Annotated in this window: 17 protein-coding genes; 12 read left to right on the top strand and 5 right to left on the bottom strand. The window is 62.4% G+C overall.

Translation table 11 applies throughout. The features are described 5' to 3' along the window. Positions 1 to 151 precede the first annotated feature (151 nt). On the top strand, positions 152 to 1,498 hold the full coding sequence (locus tag PQQ53_RS28610; RefSeq protein ID WP_408327873.1) for a PQQ-dependent sugar dehydrogenase: 1,347 nt from the start codon (positions 152 to 154) through the stop codon (positions 1,496 to 1,498). 54 nt (positions 1,499 to 1,552) lie between these two features. On the opposite strand, the gene PQQ53_RS28605 is transcribed toward PQQ53_RS28610, so the two are convergent. The 3 genes from PQQ53_RS28605 to PQQ53_RS28595 form a co-directional block, all read right to left on the bottom strand. Then, entirely contained in the window at positions 1,553 to 2,227 is a 675-nt protein-coding gene (locus PQQ53_RS28605) for a LysR substrate-binding domain-containing protein (protein WP_408327870.1), read from the bottom strand. A gap of 111 nt (positions 2,228 to 2,338) precedes the next feature. Next, positions 2,339 to 2,692, bottom strand: a complete 354-nt coding sequence (locus tag PQQ53_RS28600; RefSeq protein WP_408327867.1) for a hypothetical protein — start codon at positions 2,690 to 2,692, stop codon at positions 2,339 to 2,341. Positions 2,693 to 2,704: 12 nt separating this feature from the next. Further along, positions 2,705 to 3,517, bottom strand: coding sequence for a hypothetical protein (locus tag PQQ53_RS28595; RefSeq protein ID WP_408327865.1), 813 nt, complete (start codon positions 3,515 to 3,517; stop codon positions 2,705 to 2,707). A 363-nt stretch (positions 3,518 to 3,880) separates the two neighbouring features. Between PQQ53_RS28595 and PQQ53_RS28590 the strand changes: the two genes are divergently transcribed. Together PQQ53_RS28590 and PQQ53_RS28585 are read left to right on the top strand one after the other, a co-directional pair. Continuing rightward, positions 3,881 to 4,318 (top strand): YciI family protein, encoded by a 438-nt coding sequence (locus PQQ53_RS28590; RefSeq protein ID WP_408145794.1) that lies wholly within the window; start codon positions 3,881 to 3,883, stop codon positions 4,316 to 4,318. 354 nt (positions 4,319 to 4,672) lie between these two features. Continuing rightward, positions 4,673 to 5,800: an aminotransferase class V-fold PLP-dependent enzyme gene (locus PQQ53_RS28585; RefSeq protein WP_408327862.1), complete on the top strand. Its 1,128-nt coding sequence runs from the start codon at positions 4,673 to 4,675 to the stop codon at positions 5,798 to 5,800. Positions 5,801 to 6,132: 332 nt separating this feature from the next. On the opposite strand, the gene PQQ53_RS28580 is transcribed toward PQQ53_RS28585, so the two are convergent. Both PQQ53_RS28580 and PQQ53_RS28575 read right to left on the bottom strand, forming a co-directional pair. Beyond that, on the bottom strand, positions 6,133 to 6,924 hold the full coding sequence (locus tag PQQ53_RS28580) for an SDR family NAD(P)-dependent oxidoreductase (protein ID WP_408145790.1): 792 nt from the start codon (positions 6,922 to 6,924) through the stop codon (positions 6,133 to 6,135). A 73-nt stretch (positions 6,925 to 6,997) separates the two neighbouring features. Continuing rightward, positions 6,998 to 7,762, bottom strand: coding sequence for an SDR family oxidoreductase (locus tag PQQ53_RS28575; RefSeq protein WP_408145788.1), 765 nt, complete (start codon positions 7,760 to 7,762; stop codon positions 6,998 to 7,000). A 138-nt stretch (positions 7,763 to 7,900) separates the two neighbouring features. Here PQQ53_RS28575 and PQQ53_RS28570 point away from each other — a divergent pair, with 138 nt between their 5' ends. From PQQ53_RS28570 to PQQ53_RS28530, 9 genes are all read left to right on the top strand, one after another. Then, positions 7,901 to 8,845 carry a LysR family transcriptional regulator gene (locus PQQ53_RS28570; protein WP_408327859.1) on the top strand — a complete coding sequence of 315 codons (945 nt, stop codon included), beginning with the start codon at positions 7,901 to 7,903 and terminating at the stop codon, positions 8,843 to 8,845. 263 nt (positions 8,846 to 9,108) lie between these two features. After that, a complete protein-coding gene (locus PQQ53_RS28565) occupies positions 9,109 to 9,300 on the top strand; it encodes a hypothetical protein (protein WP_408155638.1) in 192 nt (63 codons plus the stop codon). 343 nt (positions 9,301 to 9,643) lie between these two features. Continuing rightward, entirely contained in the window at positions 9,644 to 10,405 is a 762-nt protein-coding gene (locus tag PQQ53_RS28560; protein ID WP_408327856.1) for an enoyl-CoA hydratase/isomerase family protein, read from the top strand. Between the two features lie 54 nt (positions 10,406 to 10,459). Further along, the gene (locus PQQ53_RS28555; RefSeq protein ID WP_408327853.1) at positions 10,460 to 11,521 is read left to right on the top strand and encodes an ABC transporter substrate-binding protein; all 1,062 of its coding nucleotides are present in this window, start codon (positions 10,460 to 10,462) and stop codon (positions 11,519 to 11,521) included. A 10-nt stretch (positions 11,522 to 11,531) separates the two neighbouring features. Then, complete coding sequence (locus PQQ53_RS28550) at positions 11,532 to 12,593, top strand: ABC transporter ATP-binding protein (RefSeq protein WP_408327849.1); 1,062 nt, start codon at positions 11,532 to 11,534, stop codon at positions 12,591 to 12,593. A 9-nt stretch (positions 12,594 to 12,602) separates the two neighbouring features. Then, complete coding sequence (locus tag PQQ53_RS28545; RefSeq protein ID WP_408327847.1) at positions 12,603 to 14,384, top strand: ABC transporter permease subunit; 1,782 nt, start codon at positions 12,603 to 12,605, stop codon at positions 14,382 to 14,384. Between the two features lie 25 nt (positions 14,385 to 14,409). Then, positions 14,410 to 15,951 carry an AMP-binding protein gene (locus tag PQQ53_RS28540; protein WP_408327844.1) on the top strand — a complete coding sequence of 514 codons (1,542 nt, stop codon included), beginning with the start codon at positions 14,410 to 14,412 and terminating at the stop codon, positions 15,949 to 15,951. A 78-nt stretch (positions 15,952 to 16,029) separates the two neighbouring features. Next, the gene (locus PQQ53_RS28535; protein WP_408327841.1) at positions 16,030 to 16,872 is read left to right on the top strand and encodes an IclR family transcriptional regulator; all 843 of its coding nucleotides are present in this window, start codon (positions 16,030 to 16,032) and stop codon (positions 16,870 to 16,872) included. 62 nt (positions 16,873 to 16,934) lie between these two features. Then, positions 16,935 to 17,087 (top strand): DUF3253 domain-containing protein, encoded by a 153-nt coding sequence (locus PQQ53_RS28530; RefSeq protein ID WP_408327838.1) that lies wholly within the window; start codon positions 16,935 to 16,937, stop codon positions 17,085 to 17,087. The last annotated feature ends 286 nt before the right edge of the window (positions 17,088 to 17,373 follow it).

Raw genomic sequence — 17,373 nt, 5'->3', positions numbered from 1 at the left:
CAACGTAGCGTCGGCAAGACCGGGAGGTCGGGGGCCGAGGTCTTCCGCTGGAGTCACGGAGCAGTTTGCGCCTTCGCAGGCAGGGTCGCGGGCCGGCTTCTTGCTATTCCTCCCATGCATCATCAATTAACGCTCGTCGCTGGAAACCCACATGCGCCTGCTAAACCGTCTGGCTATTTCAATGGTTCTGCCGCTGGCCTCCTGCGCGGTCGGACCATCAAGTTCAAACGATGCGGGCTTCGGTGCGTCGCCCGCCATGCCGGCGCCCGAATCGAGGCTGGTTCCGATGGTCAACATCGCGCCCGTTCGGGCGCGCCCCGACGGTTTCATACCCACGGCTCCTGCCGGCTTTCTCGTCACCGAGTTTGCCGGTGGCCTCGCGCACCCGCGCTGGCTCTACACGCTGCCCAATGGTGACGTACTGGTAGCGGAAAGCGACGCGCCCAATGAACACGATGAAGGCAGCGGCCTGTTCGGCTGGGTCAGAAAGCAGGTCATGAAGCGCGCAGGCGCTGGTGTGCCGAGCCCCGATCGCATTGTGCTGTTGCGCGACGTGGATGGCAGCGACGTCGCGAGAACGCAGACCGTGTTTCTGCGCGGCCTGCACTCGCCGTTCGGGATGGCGCTCATTGGCAATCAACTCTATGTTGCCGATACGGACGCTCTGCTGCGTTTCGACTATGTGACGGGCACCACCCAGATTACGAGTCCCGGCGTCAAGGTTGCCGACTTGCCGGCCGGGCCGATCAACCATCACTGGACCAAAAATATCCTGGCTGATCGCTCCGGCAAGCATCTGTACATCACGGTGGGATCGAACAGCAACGCAGGGGAAAATGGAGTCGGCGCCGAAGACGGCCGAGCGCGAATCCTCGTGTTCGACGTGGACAATGGGCGCTTGCTGCCCTACGCGACAGGGTTGCGTAACCCCAATGGGCTCTCGTGGCAACCGGACAGCGGCGCATTGTGGACAGCAGTCAACGAGCGGGACGATCTCGGCAACAACCTCGTCCCAGACTACATGACAGCAGTAAAAGACGGGGCGTTCTACGGTTTTCCATACAGCTATTACGGCCGGCACGTCGACACCCGCGTTGAACCGCAACGCCCCGATCTGGTTGCCAGGGCCATCGCGCCTGACTATGCGCTCGGCAATCATACGGCTTCGCTAGGTCTCGTCTTTTACGACCGGACGCTGTTCCCGCCTCACTATCGTGGCGGCGCGTTTATTGGCCAGCACGGATCATGGAACCGTAAACCGCGTGCCGGCTACAAGGTGGTGTTCGTGCCATTTGTCGATGGAAAACCTGCTGGCGCGCCTGAGGATTTTCTGAGCGGCTTTCTGACGGCAGACGGCTACGCCATGGGTCGACCCGTTGGCGTCGCACTGGACGCGCACGGGGCCTTGCTCGTGGCCGACGATGTCGGTAACGCTGTATGGCGAGTCGCGCCGCGTAACGACGACAAATCGGCTGACACCGCGCCGGCCGGCAAATGACACAACGCTGCTGCTTTGCTCCGAAGCCGGGCGGACGCAAGATTATCGTGCCGATTAGAACCGCTTCATCCGGTCGTCGCTACGCGTGCATGCCTGTTTTGTGTGGGTTGTGTGATCTTCGAACGCGGCGACGATGTGCTCAGTCATCGCTGTGATGCGCGCGGTATGCCGAAGATCCTGATGCGTGACGAGCCAGATTTCGTAGACCGCCCCACGTGCGGGTTCCGGCCATATCTGCACGAGGCCGTCGTGTTCAGCCAGATGTATCGGAAGCTCACCGATACCGAGGCCGGCCTTGACCGCGCTACGCAGCATGAGGCTGGTGTTGAAGGTCGATACGATGTGCCCCGCGTGTATCGGTTCGCCAGCCAGAGTCGGTGATCGATTACTGGTCCGGTTTCCCTGGTAGACCAAAAGCTGGTGTCTTCTTTCGGGGCCTTTGCCAGCGGGCCTCCGTGGCTGTCCTTTGGAATTGTGTATGCCATCGCGTGTGCCAACGATGTTGCAAGCCATGGGCAGATGTCCCTGCAATTGGCGACGTCGGGCAAACGCGGCTCTATTATTGTTCCGGTCCAGCAATGAACAGATCACTTTTGTCTTCGCGCGCGATGGTCTCTGGTCTTGGAAGCTCGCGGGCGCGGATTTGCCTGACGACACGTTCGCGTCGCGGTAGTCCCAGGTACCGGAAACCTCGCGGGCGCCGCGCGTCATGTTCAACCGTTTCGACATGGCCTCTTCGCGATCCGCCGAGCGGCGGGCTTGACGCGCTACCCCTTGGGCGGCTCGATCAGCGCGGCCAGCCTCGCCACTTCAAGGAAGCGCGCCGCCGCCGTTACCACGTCATATGGACTCGATTCGCAAGGAGGTAAATTCAACGATCATTTCCGCGCCAACCGAACTGGAAAACGAGGCAATCTTCTTTCGGGGCCAGTCGCTGCCCCAGGGGTGCGCCTCCTCTAGCGCACTGACTGCCGATTTGTATTCGGCGGAATTGAAGTCATCAAGAATCTTCAATTCATAGACGATGTTCTGTGCGGCGAAGCCATTCGCCACACAGCGCGACGCGCCTTGGAATACCAGCTGCGCTTGGTCCGCTTTGTTGTCGCTGTGCAAGACAACAACGACGGTTTTCGTCTCGGCTTCGACTGCAATTCCGACGAGAAACCAATCGTGAAATGAGGGGTATTGTTGCATCGTGGCTTCCCGTTAGGGGTTCCAGGGGCTGAAGGGAACGACGTCATAGCCCGAATCACGTCCGCCAGGCCCCCAATTATGTGCGTGAGGCCGAAGCCCATTGTGAGCGTGGTCAAAATCCAGATCGACTATCGGCTTTCGGTCACTGCCAAATAGACGCATTTGGCCCGAACCGGGGTTCGTGTACCACCCAGGGTCATCTAGATTCGGCGTTTTCGCTATCTCAAAGGAATCGCCAACCGTTGTATCTGCTCCGTACGCGAACGGCTGCGCATCGCCTAGCGGTGTAGCGGTTTCCGTCAGATCGCCCGCGGTGTCGGCCAGCGACGAAGCGCCGCCGTTCGCATAGCGGTCCGCAACCGAATTAACGCGGTCCACCCTATCGTTATAGCGTTCGATGTAGGCCGTCGCAGCGTCGTAGCTCATGCCGTACCCGGTCATCAACGATTCGCGAAAGCTGCGCATTTTCGGTTGTGCCGGGGTAGCGACCGCAACGGAGCCACCTGAGCAGGATTGCTCGGCGACTAACACGACACTCTCGCCGCGAATCATGGACTGCAAGGTCTGGATGACTTCCAGATCCGTGCCGGCCTTCGCCAGCCGCTGGTGCCAGTGGAAGTACGTCCCGAGAAACGAGCGGACGCGCTGCACGAGCGCGGCATCCTTTGCCCATACATCGGCGTATGCTCGCTGGGAGAACTTCTTGCCTTCATCGACCGCCTGTTTCTGCTCGGTAGTGAGAAAGATGCGCCCGCTCCCGTAGGCATCCTTGCTGTACATCATCCACCGTTGCAACGAATCTGTTTTCAGTTCAGTGCCGCCCATCACCGGTTCCTGTCGCTTGTGGCGGCGTAAACCTAGCAGATCGTTTGGAGGCTATGTTTTTGGGATATTCACGCCAACGAAAAAGGCCGACCATCGCGGGTCGACTTCTTCGCGTCGGCCTTTCCCAGCTGTCCTTTCGGGCGACTGGGTCCGCCAGTATTTCCGGCCTGGCCGTAACCGACTGTCATCGACCGACCGGCGCCGGATGCGAATCGATGACAGGCAGAGCGCGACGCCGGTTTGGCGTTCGCCCGCGGTTGGCCACAAGTCCGTCGTGAAGATCGAAACCGGCCGCAACGTGTCGATTCGACAGCCCTTCGTTCGTCGTGGTCCTGAAGCACCAATCAACTCAGGAGAACGACGATGCGATTCATCATCACAGCGCAAGCAAGCGCAGACAATGAGGAGCCGGCTGCAGGCGGCGGTTTGGACGAGGCCCTTCTCACGGCGTACATGAAGTTCAACGAGGAGATGCACAAGGCCGGTGTTCTGGTGGCTTCCGAAGGCTTGAACCCAGCAGCGCCCGGAGCGCGAATTGCGGTTAGCAAGGGGAAACGCTACATCGTCGATGGCCCGTTTGCCGAGTCCAAGGAACTGGTCGGTGGCTTTTACATCGTCGAAGTTGGATCGCTCGAGGAGGCGATTTCCTGGGCATTGCGCGCGCCATGCGGTCTCGGTGTGGACGATGTACTGGAGGTGCGCCAACTCACCGGGGCGGGCGACGTCCCGCCAGATGTCCTCGACATCATCCGGGCAGCGGCACCGACCTGGAGCGAGTCGGTTTGGCAGGCGCGCAAGTGAAGCGCATACGGAAGCCGAGTTGCCATCCAGGCGGGCGCTCGAGCCGGCGTCCGCAGGCGAACCTCCGTCTGCGGCTCAGCGTCAGCGTGGAGCGACCGCTTTTCGGCGGCCATACCCGGGGCGGACGACCGTCGGCTTCAGGTCGGCGGCGTTACGTTCGGCCTGGCCGATTTCAGGCTGGACCCGGCCAGATTCGGTGACTCGGCGACGCGGTCAAAATCGTCGACACCTATTAGCGGTCCGCGCCGAAACGTGTCGGATGGGTAACGGGGCGTCTCGGCCGATACCGTGTGCAGGTGGCTTTCGTTAGAATCTGTGTTCGATTCCTTAATTCGTCTATTACCGGAGGCGAACGTGCCAGGGTTACTCCCCGATGTCGACCGCGAGGGACTCCTCGAATATTCAGTCGTTTACACCGACCGATCCATCAACCATATGTCGCAGCTTTTTCAGGGAGTCGTACGGGATATTTCCGGCGCCCTGAAAAAAGTCTACAACGCGCAGTCGGCCGTTGTCGTCCCGGGCAGTGGGACTTTCGGCATGGAAGCCGTCGCCCGGCAGTTCGCGACGGGCAAGAAGTGTCTGGTGATTCGCAATGGCTGGTTCAGTTTCCGCTGGTCGCAGATTTTCGACATGGGCGGCATTCCGTCTGAATCGATCGTGTTGAAGGCGCGCCCCGTCGAACAAGGACGGCAGGCCGCCTATGCACCGCCGCCGATTGACGAAGTGGTCGCGGCGATCAGGGAAAGCAGGCCGGATCTGGTTTTTGCACCCCATGTCGAAACCGCATCCGGGATGATGTTGCCGGATGCCTATTTACGCGCGGTGTCCGACGCTGTTCATGCCGTCGGCGGGATGTTCGTACTGGATTGCATCGCCTCCGGTACGATCTGGGTCGACATGCAGGCGAGCGGCATCGACGTCCTGATCAGCGCACCGCAAAAGGGGTGGAGCGCATCACCGTGCTGCGCACTGGTCATGCTCAGCCCTCTCGCCCGCGAAAGAATCGACGCCACAACCAGCACCAGTTTCGCTTGCGATCTTCGCAAGTGGCTGCAGGTTATGGAGGCCTACGAGAGCGGTGGGTTCGCGTACCACGCCACGATGCCCACGGACAGTCTCGCGACGCTGCGCGACGTGATGAAGGAAACCGAGGCATATGGCTTCGACAAAGTGAGGGCGGAGCAGGTCGAACTCGGCGCGCGCGTTCGCTCGCTCCTCGGCGCCAGGGGGTTCAGAAGTGTGGCGGCCGAAGGTTTTCAGGCCCCAGGCGTCGTGGTCAGCTATACCGACGATGACGGCATACGGTCCGGCAAGAAATTTGCTGATGCCGGCTTGCAGATCGCGCCCGGTGTTCCCCTTCAATGCGACGAACCTGATGACTTCAAGACCTTCCGCGTCGGATTATTTGGCCTGGACAAACTGCATGACGTCGAAGGTGCGGTTGCCAGGTTTGCCAAGGCGTTGGACAGTATCCTTTAGCGCGCTTTCCCGGAGCATGTGCGCATGGCGCGTCGTTCTCGCAACGGCATCGGCAGGCGCACTCTGGTACCTGCCGCAATAGCTATGCGCACGCTTCGGCCATCACGGGTCGATCCCGTCATTCGGGTCCGGCCGGCTACCCGACTTCCCAGGGCTACTTTCCAAGGCTGCCAATAGGCTACAAAAAACCACGCCAGCACGGGAATGACGATCAGCCCGACCCATGGCTGATCGTCACGTGGCTCACAAAAGGAGCGCTTCAGCCGGGCCGGTTGCGTCGCAATAGTGATCGATGAAACAGGTGCAGAGCCCGGCCCAATGCTGGCGTGAGTTTAGAAGGCGCTCTTTATAACGCCTCCGTCGGCGCGCAACGCAGCGCCCGTCGTGGCCGACGAAAGCGGACTGGCGATATAGGCCACGAGCGACGCGATTTCCTGCGGCGAACCAAATCGCTTGATGAGCGATGTGGGACGGACCTTCTCGAAGAACTCCTTTTCGAACGCTTCAAACGATTTGCCGTCGGCCTTTGCGAGGGTCTCCACGAATTCACCCACTCCCCGCGATTTCGTTGGCCCCGGCAGCACGCTATTGACTGTGATGCCCGTGCCGGCGACGGCTTCGGCGAGCCCGCGCGAGACCGCCAGCTGCGCGGTTTTGGTCATCCCGTAATGGATCATTTCAGCCGGAATCTGCACCCCGCTTTCGCTCGAAATGAAAATGATGCGCCCCCAGTTGGCCCGCCTCATCGCAGGCAAAAACAGGCGAGCGAGGCGTACCCCACTCAAGACATTGACGTCGAAGAACCGCTGCCAGTCCGCGTCGGGGATCTCTTCAAACGGCTTGGGCTCGAAGATGCCCAGGTTGTTGACCAGAATTTCCACCTCCGGATAGCGTCGCGCGAGCTCTTCCGCTGAAGCGGCCGTACTGAGATCGCCCGCAAATCCCTGCACGTCGCTGCCCGTCTGCGCTTTCAGCTGCGCGACCACGTCATCAACAGATGACTGGGAGCGGCCGTTCACGATCACACGAGCGCCCTCGTGTGCCAACGTGCTGGCGATAGCGAGACCGATGCCAGCTGTGCTGCCGCTCACCAGCGCGAGTTTGCCTGTCAGATTCAGGTCCATGAGTGATGTCCTTTCGATGGATGAAGTAGAAATGGCGGCATCGCGGCTTGAACGTCGGATGCCGCCAGGAGGGTCACGTCCGTGTAATCGATGCGCCACCATCGACCAGCGAGGCGGTGCCGGTCACGAAGGACGAATCGTCCGACGCGAGATACAGCACCGAACGCGCCAGCTCTTCTGGCTTTGCAACGCGCTTGAGTGCATGCAGCCCGGTGACGAACGCCTGCGATTCGTCGCTGTCGTTCATGTCGCGATACATCTCCGTGTCCACGGCGCCCGGCAACACCGCGTTGACGCGCACGCCTTGCGCGCCGTACTCGGCGGCGAGGGCCTGCGTCAAGCCGATCAGTCCGGCCTTGCTCGCAGCATAGGCCGCGGTGCCGGGAAACGCGAACGAGTAACCGACGAACGTCGACGTGAAGATGATCGATCCACCACCTTGCTTCAGCATTTCCGGAATCTGGTGCTTCGCTCCCAGGAAGGCACTGGTCAGGTTGGTCGCAAGCGCGGCGTTCCAGCCAGCTTCGGAAATGCCGGTGGTCGGGCCCATCTCGCCCAGCGTACCGGCGTTGTTGTAGGCGATGTCCAGACGGCCGAAGCGGCTCACCGCGAGTGCGACCAGCGCCTTCGCGAAGTCCTCCGACTGCACGTCGCCGGCCAGATACGCGGCTTCGCCGCCTTCGCTGACGATCTCCGCAGCGAGCGTTTCAAGTTCCGCCGCGCGGCGCGCCGCAATGACCACCTTGGCGCCTTCCTTCGCGAACAGCTTTGCAGTAGCGCGGCCAATTCCTGCGCTGGCACCCGTCACGATGGCGACTTTTCCCGTCAAGCGCTGCATGTTCTATCTCCCGATACATTTGATCGGCCAGTGCCCTATGCCTTGGCCCGTGAAAGCAATATAGGCTTCAGTCCTGGTGGTAGAAAGGCCTAAAACATGGTCCTATCATTCAGTTTTTGTGAATGATAGGAGAGTGGCATGGACCGCCTGCGTGCCTTCGAGGTTTTCGTGACGGTGGTGAGCCGTGGCGGCTTTGCGCGCGCAGCGGATGCGCTCGGCACGTCGGCCGCCAACGTGACCCGCTATGTGAATGAACTGGAAGCGCATTTGGGCACGCGCCTGCTGAATCGCACGTCTCGCACGCTGTCGCTGACCGAGGGCGGCGAGACGCTTTACTCCCGCTGCAAGTCCATCCTCGACGATGTCGCCGAGACCGAGGGGCTGGTGTCATCCGCGTCGGTCGAACCACGCGGACGCCTGCGCATCAACGCGCCCGTGAGCTTTGGCATTCTGTATCTGGCGCCGCTATGGCCCGAGTTCATGAGGAAATATCCTCGCATCGAACTCGACGTTGGCCTGATTGACCGCGTCGTCGATATCGTCGATGAAGGCTACGATCTCGCCATTCGCATTTCGCGCGCCGGCTCCACTAGCCACGCAGCCCGCAAGCTGGCGACATCGCAAAACATTCTGTGCGCGTCGCCGGCCTATCTGGCTCGCGCCGGCGTGCCGGCAGCGCCAGCGGACCTGGTCGGCCATCGCTGCATCGGGTACACCTATGCGGCCACCGGCGATGAGTGGCAACTGATCGACGGTGGCGGCAAGACTCACTCCGTGAAGGTCGACTGTCACATGCACACGAACAACGGCGATACGGCGCGCGCAGCAGCGCTCGCCGGGCAAGGCGTGATCTGGCAACCCACCTTCCTGATCGGCAACGACCTACGTGCCGGCACGCTCGTTCACGTGTTGCCTGAGTATCGCCTGCCTGAGATCGACATACTCGCCATGTACCCGAGCCGTCGACACCTCAGCGCCAGAGTGCGTGTCATGATCGATTTCCTGGTCGAAGCGTTCGGCGGGGCGCCTCCATGGGATCGGGACGACGGAAATCGGACAGGTGTCACGCCGGGGACGAGTTGAAGGCGCGTCCAGAACATGCGTCCGATATGTCCGGGCAATCAGGTTCAGGGAGCGGATGATGCGTCTGCGCGTCGGTGCGCAGACTTCCAGATGACGGTCCTGCCCAGCCTTTACCCACGATCCGGATTGTCTGGAAAGGCCAACGAACCTCCGTACACGGAATTCGCGCGAATGTCCGCTGCTTCTGTGCAGGCGATATTCGAATGTCTATGCGATAGCGCCCGCCGACGTCCGCAACTGGCCGGTTGCACGCATCCTGCCGTATGCAGAGGCGCGATGCTGTCCCCCCGGCGCCGTTCTCGTCGGTCGGGTTGAGTGCGACGCTGCCCAGGCAGTTCTGGTATGAGACCAGCAAGCAGATCTCGCCGGTGATCGCCGTAGTGTCGACGTGTCTGTTCGTGTTCATTTCGATTCTGATCGCGGTTGCCGATCGCCTGCGGCGCAGAAGCATTTGATCGACCCGCGGCTCATGAATCGGAAGACCAACGCGGCGAACCCGGAGCGAGCCCCGGCCGCGGCCTGCGTGAATGCACGCGTGCAGCAGCAGGGTGCCTGAAGCGGCGTCCCCGCGCTTCCTCCTCTCTTTCTTGTGGCGACCGCATCGGGCCGAAAGTGGCCCGATCGATGCAGTCGCACGCCCGTTTACCGCCGATTTTTTTCTTGACCGCACGACGCATCCGCTTCGCTCGCGTGCGTTTTTCTTCGCCGAGTTGCACTTTTCCGCGTAAACCCGCTTGCACCTTATTTTTGATGAATCTATATTGCATTTCACCATCAACTATTGCGATGCGATAAATCATGAGTGACGAAGTTCTGTTTTCGAATCACGGCCGCGTTGCGGTCATCACGCTGAATCGTCCTGAGCGCCTGAACGCCTGGACCACACCCATGCGCGAAGCGATCATCGCGGCGCTCGAGCGCCTCAATGCCGACGACGCTGTCGCCGCGATCATCATGACGGGCGCGGGCGATCGCGCATTCTCGGCGGGGCAGGATCTGGCGGAGGCGCATGACTTCGACGGCGAGCGCGCGGTGGCGTGGGTCAAGGAGTGGCAGCGCTACTACGCGACACTGCGCGGCCTGAGCAAGCCGCTCGTGATGGCGCTCAACGGCACGGCCGCGGGTTCGGCGTTCCAGGTTGCCTTGCTGGGCGACATTCGCGTGGGGCACCCGGGCGTGCGCATGGGGCAGCCGGAAATCAATGCGGGCATCGCCAGCACGACCGGCCCATGGATCATGAATTCGATGCTCGGCATGTCGCGCACCATCGAACTCACGCTCTCCGGCCGTTTGATGGATGCCGACGAGTGTCATCGCATCGGATTGATTCATTACATCGTCGAGCAGGACAAGGTCTTCGAGAAGGCCCTGGAAATCGCCACCGAACTCGCCGCCAAGCCGCCCGTCGCCATGCGTCTGGACAAGCAGCGTTTCCGCGAGATGACCGAGCCGGGGTTCGTGGACTGCATCGAGGCGGGTGAGCGTATCCAGCGCGAGGCGTACGACTCCGGCGAGCCCGCTCGCATGATGGAAGAGTTCTTCAAAAAGCGCGCCAAATAGACCGGGCTGAAGTCGAGCCGTTTCCTCTCAACCCCAGTGCGGGAGACCTGAATCATGACGCAAGACTTCAACCCGACGCGCCGGCGCATTCTGCAAGGCGCGGGCGCGCTGGCAGTGGCCGGCTCAATGCCGCTTGCCGCGCGCGCTCAATCCAGCCAGATCGTCGTATCGGACCCGGGCGGTCCGTATACGACCGCGTATCGCGAAGCCTTCTATGACCCGTTCGAGAAAGCGACGGGCATCAAGGTCGTCAGCGTCGCGCGCGAATCGCAGCCGGTCGCGCAATTTGCCGCGATGGTGCAAACGAAGAACTACGTGTGGGACGTCACCACGCTGACGCTGTCGGCGGACATTCCGTATCTCGAAGCAAAAGGCCTGCTGGAGCCGATCGGCCTGAAGGCGAGCGATTTCCCGGACATCATGCCCGAGGCGGTCACGCCGAACTGGCTCGGCGTCGACGTGTATTCGACCGTGCTGGCGTATCGCGCGGACAAGTTCAAGGACAACGGCCCGAAGTCGTGGGCGGACTTCTGGGACGTGAAGAAATTTCCCGGCCGCCGCTGCCTGCGCCGCAGTCCGCTCGACACGCTCGAGCAGGCGTTGCTCGCGGACGGCGTGCCGCTCGACAAGCTTTATCCGCTCGACGTGGACCGCGCGTTCAGGAGTCTGGACAAGATCAAGCCGCACATCAACATCTGGTGGACGTCGGGCGCGCAGGCGATGCAGGCGATCCAGAGCGGCGACGTCGACATGATTTCGACCTGGAACGGCCGCGCGCAAGCCGCAAAGGACAGCGGCGCGCCGGTGACGATCGTCTGGAAGCAGGGCCTTTATTCGATCGAGGGCTGGGGCATCCCGAAGGGCACGCCCCGCGCCGGCGCGGCCAGGCAGTTCGTACGCTTCTGCGCCGACGCGAAACGTCAGGCCGCGCTGACGCGCACGCTGGCCTACGGCCCGACCAACAGGAAGTCCTTCGAAACCATTAGCAAGGAGCGCGCCGCGCTGCTGCCGACCTCGCCGGAGAACATCGAGGACATGAAGCTGCCCAGCCCGCAATGGTGGGAGGCCAACCGCCAGAAGGTCACCGAGCGGTTCAATTCCTGGATCATTTCCTGAGGACGGCACGATGAGCTCGAAACTCGAAGCGATCGGCATTGCCAAGCGCTATGGCGATGCGCTCGCGCTGGAACCGACGGATCTCGCCGTGCAGGCGGGCGAATTCCTGACGCTGCTCGGTCCTTCGGGTTCCGGCAAAACGACCTTGCTGCAGATGATCTCCGGGCTCGTCGCGCCGAGCGCGGGGCGCATCGAGATCGACGGACACGACGTCACGCACGTCGAACCGGGCAAGCGCGGCATCGGCATGGTGTTTCAAAGTTATGCGCTGTTCCCGCACATGAGCGTGTGGGACAACGTCGCCTACGGCTTGCGTATGCGACGCAAGTCGCGCGACGACGTGCGCGCCGCGGTGGACGACGCGCTCGCGATGGTGCGCATGAGCGAATACGCAAAGCGCTATCCGAAGGAATTGTCCGGCGGGCAGCAGCAGCGCATTGCGCTCGCGCGCTGTTTCGCTTACCGGCCTTCGGTGATTCTGCTCGACGAGCCGCTCGGCGCGCTCGACAAGAAACTGCGCGAACACATGCAGGCCGAGATTCGACGCCTGCACAAGGAACTCGGCGCGACATTCGTCTATGTGACGCACGATCAGGACGAAGCCCTCACGCTGTCCGATCGCATCTGCCTGATGAACCAGGCGCGCATCGAGCAGGTGGGTACGCCGTCCGATCTCTACGATCGTCCGGCCACACGTTTCGCCGCCGGTTTCATCGGGCACTCGAACCTGCTCGAAGGCGAGCTCGACGCCGCGCGCGGCGCGGGCGGCGAGCCGATCCTGCTCGCGGCGGGCGGCCGCATTCCGTTGCCGATGAGCGCAGCGGGTGCGCCCGCCGTGCGTCACACGTTGCTCCTGCGTCCCGAAGCGCCGCGCCTCGTTGAACCGCGTACCGGCTTTGTCGACGGCACGATTTCGGATGTCGTGTTCTTCGGCAGCGACACGCGCGTACAGCTCGCCATGAGCGACGGCACGGAGCTGACCGTGCGCTGTGAGCGCAGCGTGACGCCGCGCGTCGGCGACCGGGTCGGCCTGACGTGGGATCCGCACCGCACGACGCTGTTACACGCCTGAGGAATCGTCATGACCATCGCTCTACATGTGCAGCGCGAGAACGAAACTGCGCGGCGTGGCCTGTCCATCGTGCTCGCGCGCTGTCTGCGCTTTTTGCCGATCGTGCCCACGCTGCTGTTCCTGCTGGTGTTTTTCATCGTGCCGGTCGGAGAGATCCTGCAAGGCGGTCTCGTCAGCGCCGACGGCCAGATCGGCTTTGCGCAGTTCGAGCGCATCGCGCGCACGCCCGTCTACGCGAAGGTGCTGTGGATCACTTTCGCCATCTCGTTCATGACGGCGGCGCTGTCCATTCTGCTCGGCTATCCGGTCGCATACATGCTGAGCCGGCTCCCGGAGCGCGTGCGTGAACGCTGGCTGCTGTGGGTCATGCTGCCTTTCTGGACCAGCTATCTCGTCAAGACTTACGCGTGGATGCTGCTGCTGTCCAAGACCGGCGTGCTGTCCACCATCGCGCTCTCGCTCGGCCTCGTGCACGAGACGAGCGGCACCATCCCGTCGCTGACGGGCGTGCTCATCGGCATGGTGCATTCGATGCTGCCGCTCGCGGTCATGACGATGCTTCCCGTGATGCGCGGCATCGACGAGCGCCTCGCACAGGCGGCGGAAACGCTCGGCGCGCAACGCAGCATGAGTTTCTTCACGGTGTTCTTGCCGCTTTCGTCGCCCGGCGTGGCGGCGGCGGGGCTGCTCGTGTTCATCTCGAGCCTCGGCTTCTTCATCGTGCCGGCGCTGCTCGGCTCACCGAAGGAAACGATGATCGCGCAGCTCGTGATCTCGGCCGTGCTCGAACTCTTCGATATGCGTTTCGCCGGCGCGCTCTCGACGGTGCTTCTGATCTGCTCGGTCGTCATCTTTTTCGTCTATGACCGCATGGTCGGGCTGACGTCGTTGACGGGCGAGGTGACGGAGCGTTCGCGCGGCTCGCGCGCACAGGGCGTCAGGCTCGCGCTGCTGATGACAGCGGGCCGGGCTTTCGCGCCATTCGTGATGCGCCGCAAAGCGCACGCGGACACGACCGCGCGCGCCGCGAGCCCGCTCGGACTCTACACGTGCATCATCATGATCGTGCTCGTGGCGCCGGTGCTCTCCGTGATTCCCTATGCGTTTACGACGAGCGACTACATCGCGTTTCCGCCGAAGTTCTTCAGCACACGATGGTTCGGCACCTTCATGGATTCGCCCGTGTGGCGCAGCGCGATCATCCGGTCGTTCGAAGTGGGTCTGGGCACTGCGCTGCTGTCCCTGCTGCTCGGCTTCGGCGCGACGCTCGCGATGACGCGCATGCCGCGCCGTGCGAGCAAGCCAGTGTTCGCGCTGCTGGTCGCACCGCTGATCGTGCCGCGTATCGTGGTCGCGGTGGGCCTCCTGTATCTGTTCGGCCGACTGGGACTCACGGGTACCAATCTCGGCCTCGTGATCGGACATACCGTGCTTGCGATCCCCTATGTGGTCGTCACGCTCGCGGCGGGGTTCCAGCGCTTCGACTGGCGGCTGGACGACGCGGCCCGCGTGATGGGGGCATCGCCGTTGCGACGCATCACGTCGATCGTGCTGCCGCTGCTCATGGCGAGCGTGAGCGCGGCGTTTCTGTTCGCGTTCCTCGTTTCCTTCGACGATCTGACCATCGCGATCTTCGTGAGCGGTGGCATCAATTCGACGCTGCCGAAGCAGATGTGGGACGACATCCAGCTGGCGATCACGCCGACGCTCGCGGCCGTGTCGACCACGCTGGTCATTCTGATCGCGCTGGTCGTGGCGGTTTCATCCTGGCTCAAGCGCCGCGCGCGCTGAATCCCGCTTTTCAATCGATATCACTATGCATCGCTATTCGACATATTTCGCTCACCGCCACGCAGACGACGAACTCGACTGCGTGCCCCTGCTCGCGGCCGGATTGCGCCGCGAGCAGTCGCGCATCGTCGCGCACTTCGACAATCAGGCGATCACCTGCGACGACATCGCGCGGCATGTCGCCCAGTTGCAACGCTGGTTCGCGGACGAGGGACTCGTACAGGGCGACCGCGTCGCCGTCATGCTCGGCAACGGCGCGGGTCACGTTCACCTGATCTATGCGCTCATGCTGAGCGGGCTGGTCTGGGTGCCGGTGAACACGAAGCTGCGCGGGGCGGGCCTCGAATATCTGCTGCAGCACGCCGAGCCGAAACTGCTCGTCATCGAGGACGAATTCGACGCCCTGACTGCGGCGATCGATTGCGGGACGACTCGACGCGTGCATCTGCCCGCATTCGATGCACAGAAACCGGCGGCGGCATTCACGAGCCCGGAGATCGGCGTGCACGATCCGCTGTGCGTCATCTACACGTCGGGCACGACGGGCGCGCCGAAGGGTGTCGTCTTCACGCACCGGATGATGCGCATCGCGAGCGAGGCCGCGCTGCGCGTCGCCGACGTGCGCGAAGGCGACCGGCTCTTCCTGTGGGAGCCGCTGTGCCATATTGGCGGCGCGCAGATGCTGATGCTGCCGTTCCTTGAGCCGGTGACCTTGCACGCGGTGCCGCGCTTTTCGGCGTCGCAGTTCTGGTCTCAGGTAGAACGCGCGGGTGCCACGCAACTCCATTATCTCGGCGGCGTGCTCGATATCCTCATGCAACTGCCATTGGACGCACAACCCGAGGCGCACACGCTGCGCGTCGCGTGGGGCGCGGGCGTCAGCGCCGCCGCCTGGGCGCCGGTGCAGGAGCGCCTCAAGGTGCGCTTGCGCGAGTGCTATGGCATGACCGAATGCTCGAGCTTTGCGACTGCGAATGCCACGGGCAAGCCGGGGTCGATTGGTCGCGCGCTGCCGTGGATCGAGGTCGAACTGCTCGACGAAAACGGCCAGCCGGTGAAAGGAGGCGAGGCGGGCGAGATCGTGCTCTCGAGCAAGGTGGATGGCACGTTTCTGCCGACCTACCTCAAGAATGAGGATGCGACCCAGGCTGCGCTGCGCAACGGCAAACTGCACACGGGCGATCGCGCGCGGCGCGATGCCGACGGCGATCTCTTCTTCATCGGCCGGCAGACGGATAGCATGCGCGTGCGCGGCGAGAATGTGTCGGCGTGGGAGATCGAGCGGATTTTCGCGGCGCATCCGGCGGTGCGTGCGAGTGCTGCGATCGGTGTGGCATCACCGATCGGCGAGCAGGACATCCTTCTTAACGTGCAGTTCAAGGAGGAACCGGTGGCGTGGGAGATCATGCATGCGTGGGCGCGCGAACGGCTCGCGAGTTTCCAGTTGCCGCGTTACTACCGCGCGGTGGCGAGCTTCGAACTGACGGCCAGCGAGCGGATCAAGAAGCATCTGCTGCCGCGCAGTGTGGACGACGCGTGGGATCGCATGGTCAAAGTGCCGGTCTGACGCTGGTTTGATATTGGATTTCGATAGGATGTTAGGGCTATGCGATAATTCACCCATGATCCTGAAGAAGAACATGTGATGATCGAAGCGCCCAAAGTCCCGCGCAAGCGCAAGAGTCCGGCAACGAAGCCGCCAGTCGAGGGGGTGGATCCCAGTACATCGTCGCTGTACGTGCAGTCCGTCGAAAAGGCGATGAAAGTGCTCACCGCCTTCGACGGCAGCAAGCGTCAGCTGTCCTTGTCGGAGATATCGTCGCTCACCGGCTTCGACATGAGCGCGACGCAGCGCTTCACCTTCACGCTCGCCGCGCTAGGCTATCTTTTCAAGGATCCCGACAGCCGCAAGTACGAGCTGTCGCCAAGGCTGCTGGACTTTACCTACCATTATCTGACATCGAACGAGCTCGTGAGCCGCGCGACGCCGTATCTTCAGCAACTGGGCTCGGAGACGGAGGAAGCCACCAATCTCACGGTGCTGGACGATAGGGACATCGTATTCGTACTGCGGATCGTCAGCCGCAACGTGTTCAACGCCCATGTGATTACGGGCTCGCGCCTGCCCGCGTACTGCACTGCCCCTGGGCTCGCGATACTCGCGACGCTTCCCGATGGAGAAATTGACGATATTCTGTCGCGTACGAATCTCGTGCCCTACACATCGTCAACCGTTTATCAGCCGCGCAAGATCAAGGACCGCATCGCGCAGATTCGCAAGCAGGGGTACGCCCACACCGAGGACGAGTACTTCGTCAGCGACATTTCGACGGCGGCGGCGATCACTAATGCGCACGGGCGGGGTGTCGGCGCCGTGAACATTGCGGTGGCGAGGTCGCGCTGGCACGCCGACCGCGACGAGCGGCGCTTCGCCGATCTGGTCATTTCGACGGCATCGGCGATTTCGACGCGGCGTCGGGTGGAATAGCGCTGTTCGGGTGAGCCATGCGCTAGCGACGAGGCCCGTATCAAGCTCGACATCAACCCTGCGTGCGGGCGTTGCCTGGCCGTCGTGCTCCCACTGCGTCGATTTGCCCATCGGATGTCGCGCGCCGCCTCGCCGCCGATGAAAGCGGCTGGCGCGCCCTGATGTCCGTAGTCCGGCCCGTGACGTTGCCTGCCAAGGCGAAAACTGCTCTGTGATTCGAGCGGAACACTTCGGCCTCCCGCCTTCCGGGTCTTGCTGGCGATACCTTCGCGGCCATGCGGAAGCAGCAGCGGAGTCGAGCATCCGTATCGCCCCCTCCCGGGCATCAGGTCTCCTTAAGGTCCAGGCGGTAGCGTCTGTCGTTTTTGTGCAGTGCTTTTTTCGGGCTAATGGTTCAAAATTCGCAGACTGCGCGCTTCATCAATTTATCAAGTCGCGACAACTTGAGGAGCAGGAATGGCCAAAGTCTACGAAATGAAGCGTCCGGCATATGATGGAGTT

Origin of the sequence: Paraburkholderia strydomiana (assembly GCF_046030495.1) — a bacterium.
Lineage (GTDB): Bacteria > Pseudomonadota > Gammaproteobacteria > Burkholderiales > Burkholderiaceae > Paraburkholderia > Paraburkholderia strydomiana_A.
This window is presented reverse-complemented; position numbering and strand designations above follow the sequence as displayed.

Coding starts and splice junctions, on each gene's coding strand:
- PQQ53_RS28605 (WP_408327870.1), bottom strand. CDS start 2,227: ATGTCGAAACGGTTGAACATGACGCGCGGCGCCCGCGAGGTTTCCGGT.
- PQQ53_RS28610 (WP_408327873.1), top strand. CDS start 152: ATGCGCCTGCTAAACCGTCTGGCTATTTCAATGGTTCTGCCGCTGGCC.
- PQQ53_RS28550 (WP_408327849.1), top strand. CDS start 11,532: ATGAGCTCGAAACTCGAAGCGATCGGCATTGCCAAGCGCTATGGCGAT.
- PQQ53_RS28600 (WP_408327867.1), bottom strand. CDS start 2,692: ATGCAACAATACCCCTCATTTCACGATTGGTTTCTCGTCGGAATTGCA.
- PQQ53_RS28590 (WP_408145794.1), top strand. CDS start 3,881: ATGCGATTCATCATCACAGCGCAAGCAAGCGCAGACAATGAGGAGCCG.
- PQQ53_RS28535 (WP_408327841.1), top strand. CDS start 16,030: ATGATCGAAGCGCCCAAAGTCCCGCGCAAGCGCAAGAGTCCGGCAACG.
- PQQ53_RS28580 (WP_408145790.1), bottom strand. CDS start 6,924: ATGGACCTGAATCTGACAGGCAAACTCGCGCTGGTGAGCGGCAGCACA.
- PQQ53_RS28595 (WP_408327865.1), bottom strand. CDS start 3,517: ATGGGCGGCACTGAACTGAAAACAGATTCGTTGCAACGGTGGATGATG.
- PQQ53_RS28540 (WP_408327844.1), top strand. CDS start 14,410: ATGCATCGCTATTCGACATATTTCGCTCACCGCCACGCAGACGACGAA.
- PQQ53_RS28575 (WP_408145788.1), bottom strand. CDS start 7,762: ATGCAGCGCTTGACGGGAAAAGTCGCCATCGTGACGGGTGCCAGCGCA.
- PQQ53_RS28560 (WP_408327856.1), top strand. CDS start 9,644: ATGAGTGACGAAGTTCTGTTTTCGAATCACGGCCGCGTTGCGGTCATC.
- PQQ53_RS28555 (WP_408327853.1), top strand. CDS start 10,460: ATGACGCAAGACTTCAACCCGACGCGCCGGCGCATTCTGCAAGGCGCG.
- PQQ53_RS28545 (WP_408327847.1), top strand. CDS start 12,603: ATGACCATCGCTCTACATGTGCAGCGCGAGAACGAAACTGCGCGGCGT.
- PQQ53_RS28570 (WP_408327859.1), top strand. CDS start 7,901: ATGGACCGCCTGCGTGCCTTCGAGGTTTTCGTGACGGTGGTGAGCCGT.
- PQQ53_RS28565 (WP_408155638.1), top strand. CDS start 9,109: ATGCAGAGGCGCGATGCTGTCCCCCCGGCGCCGTTCTCGTCGGTCGGG.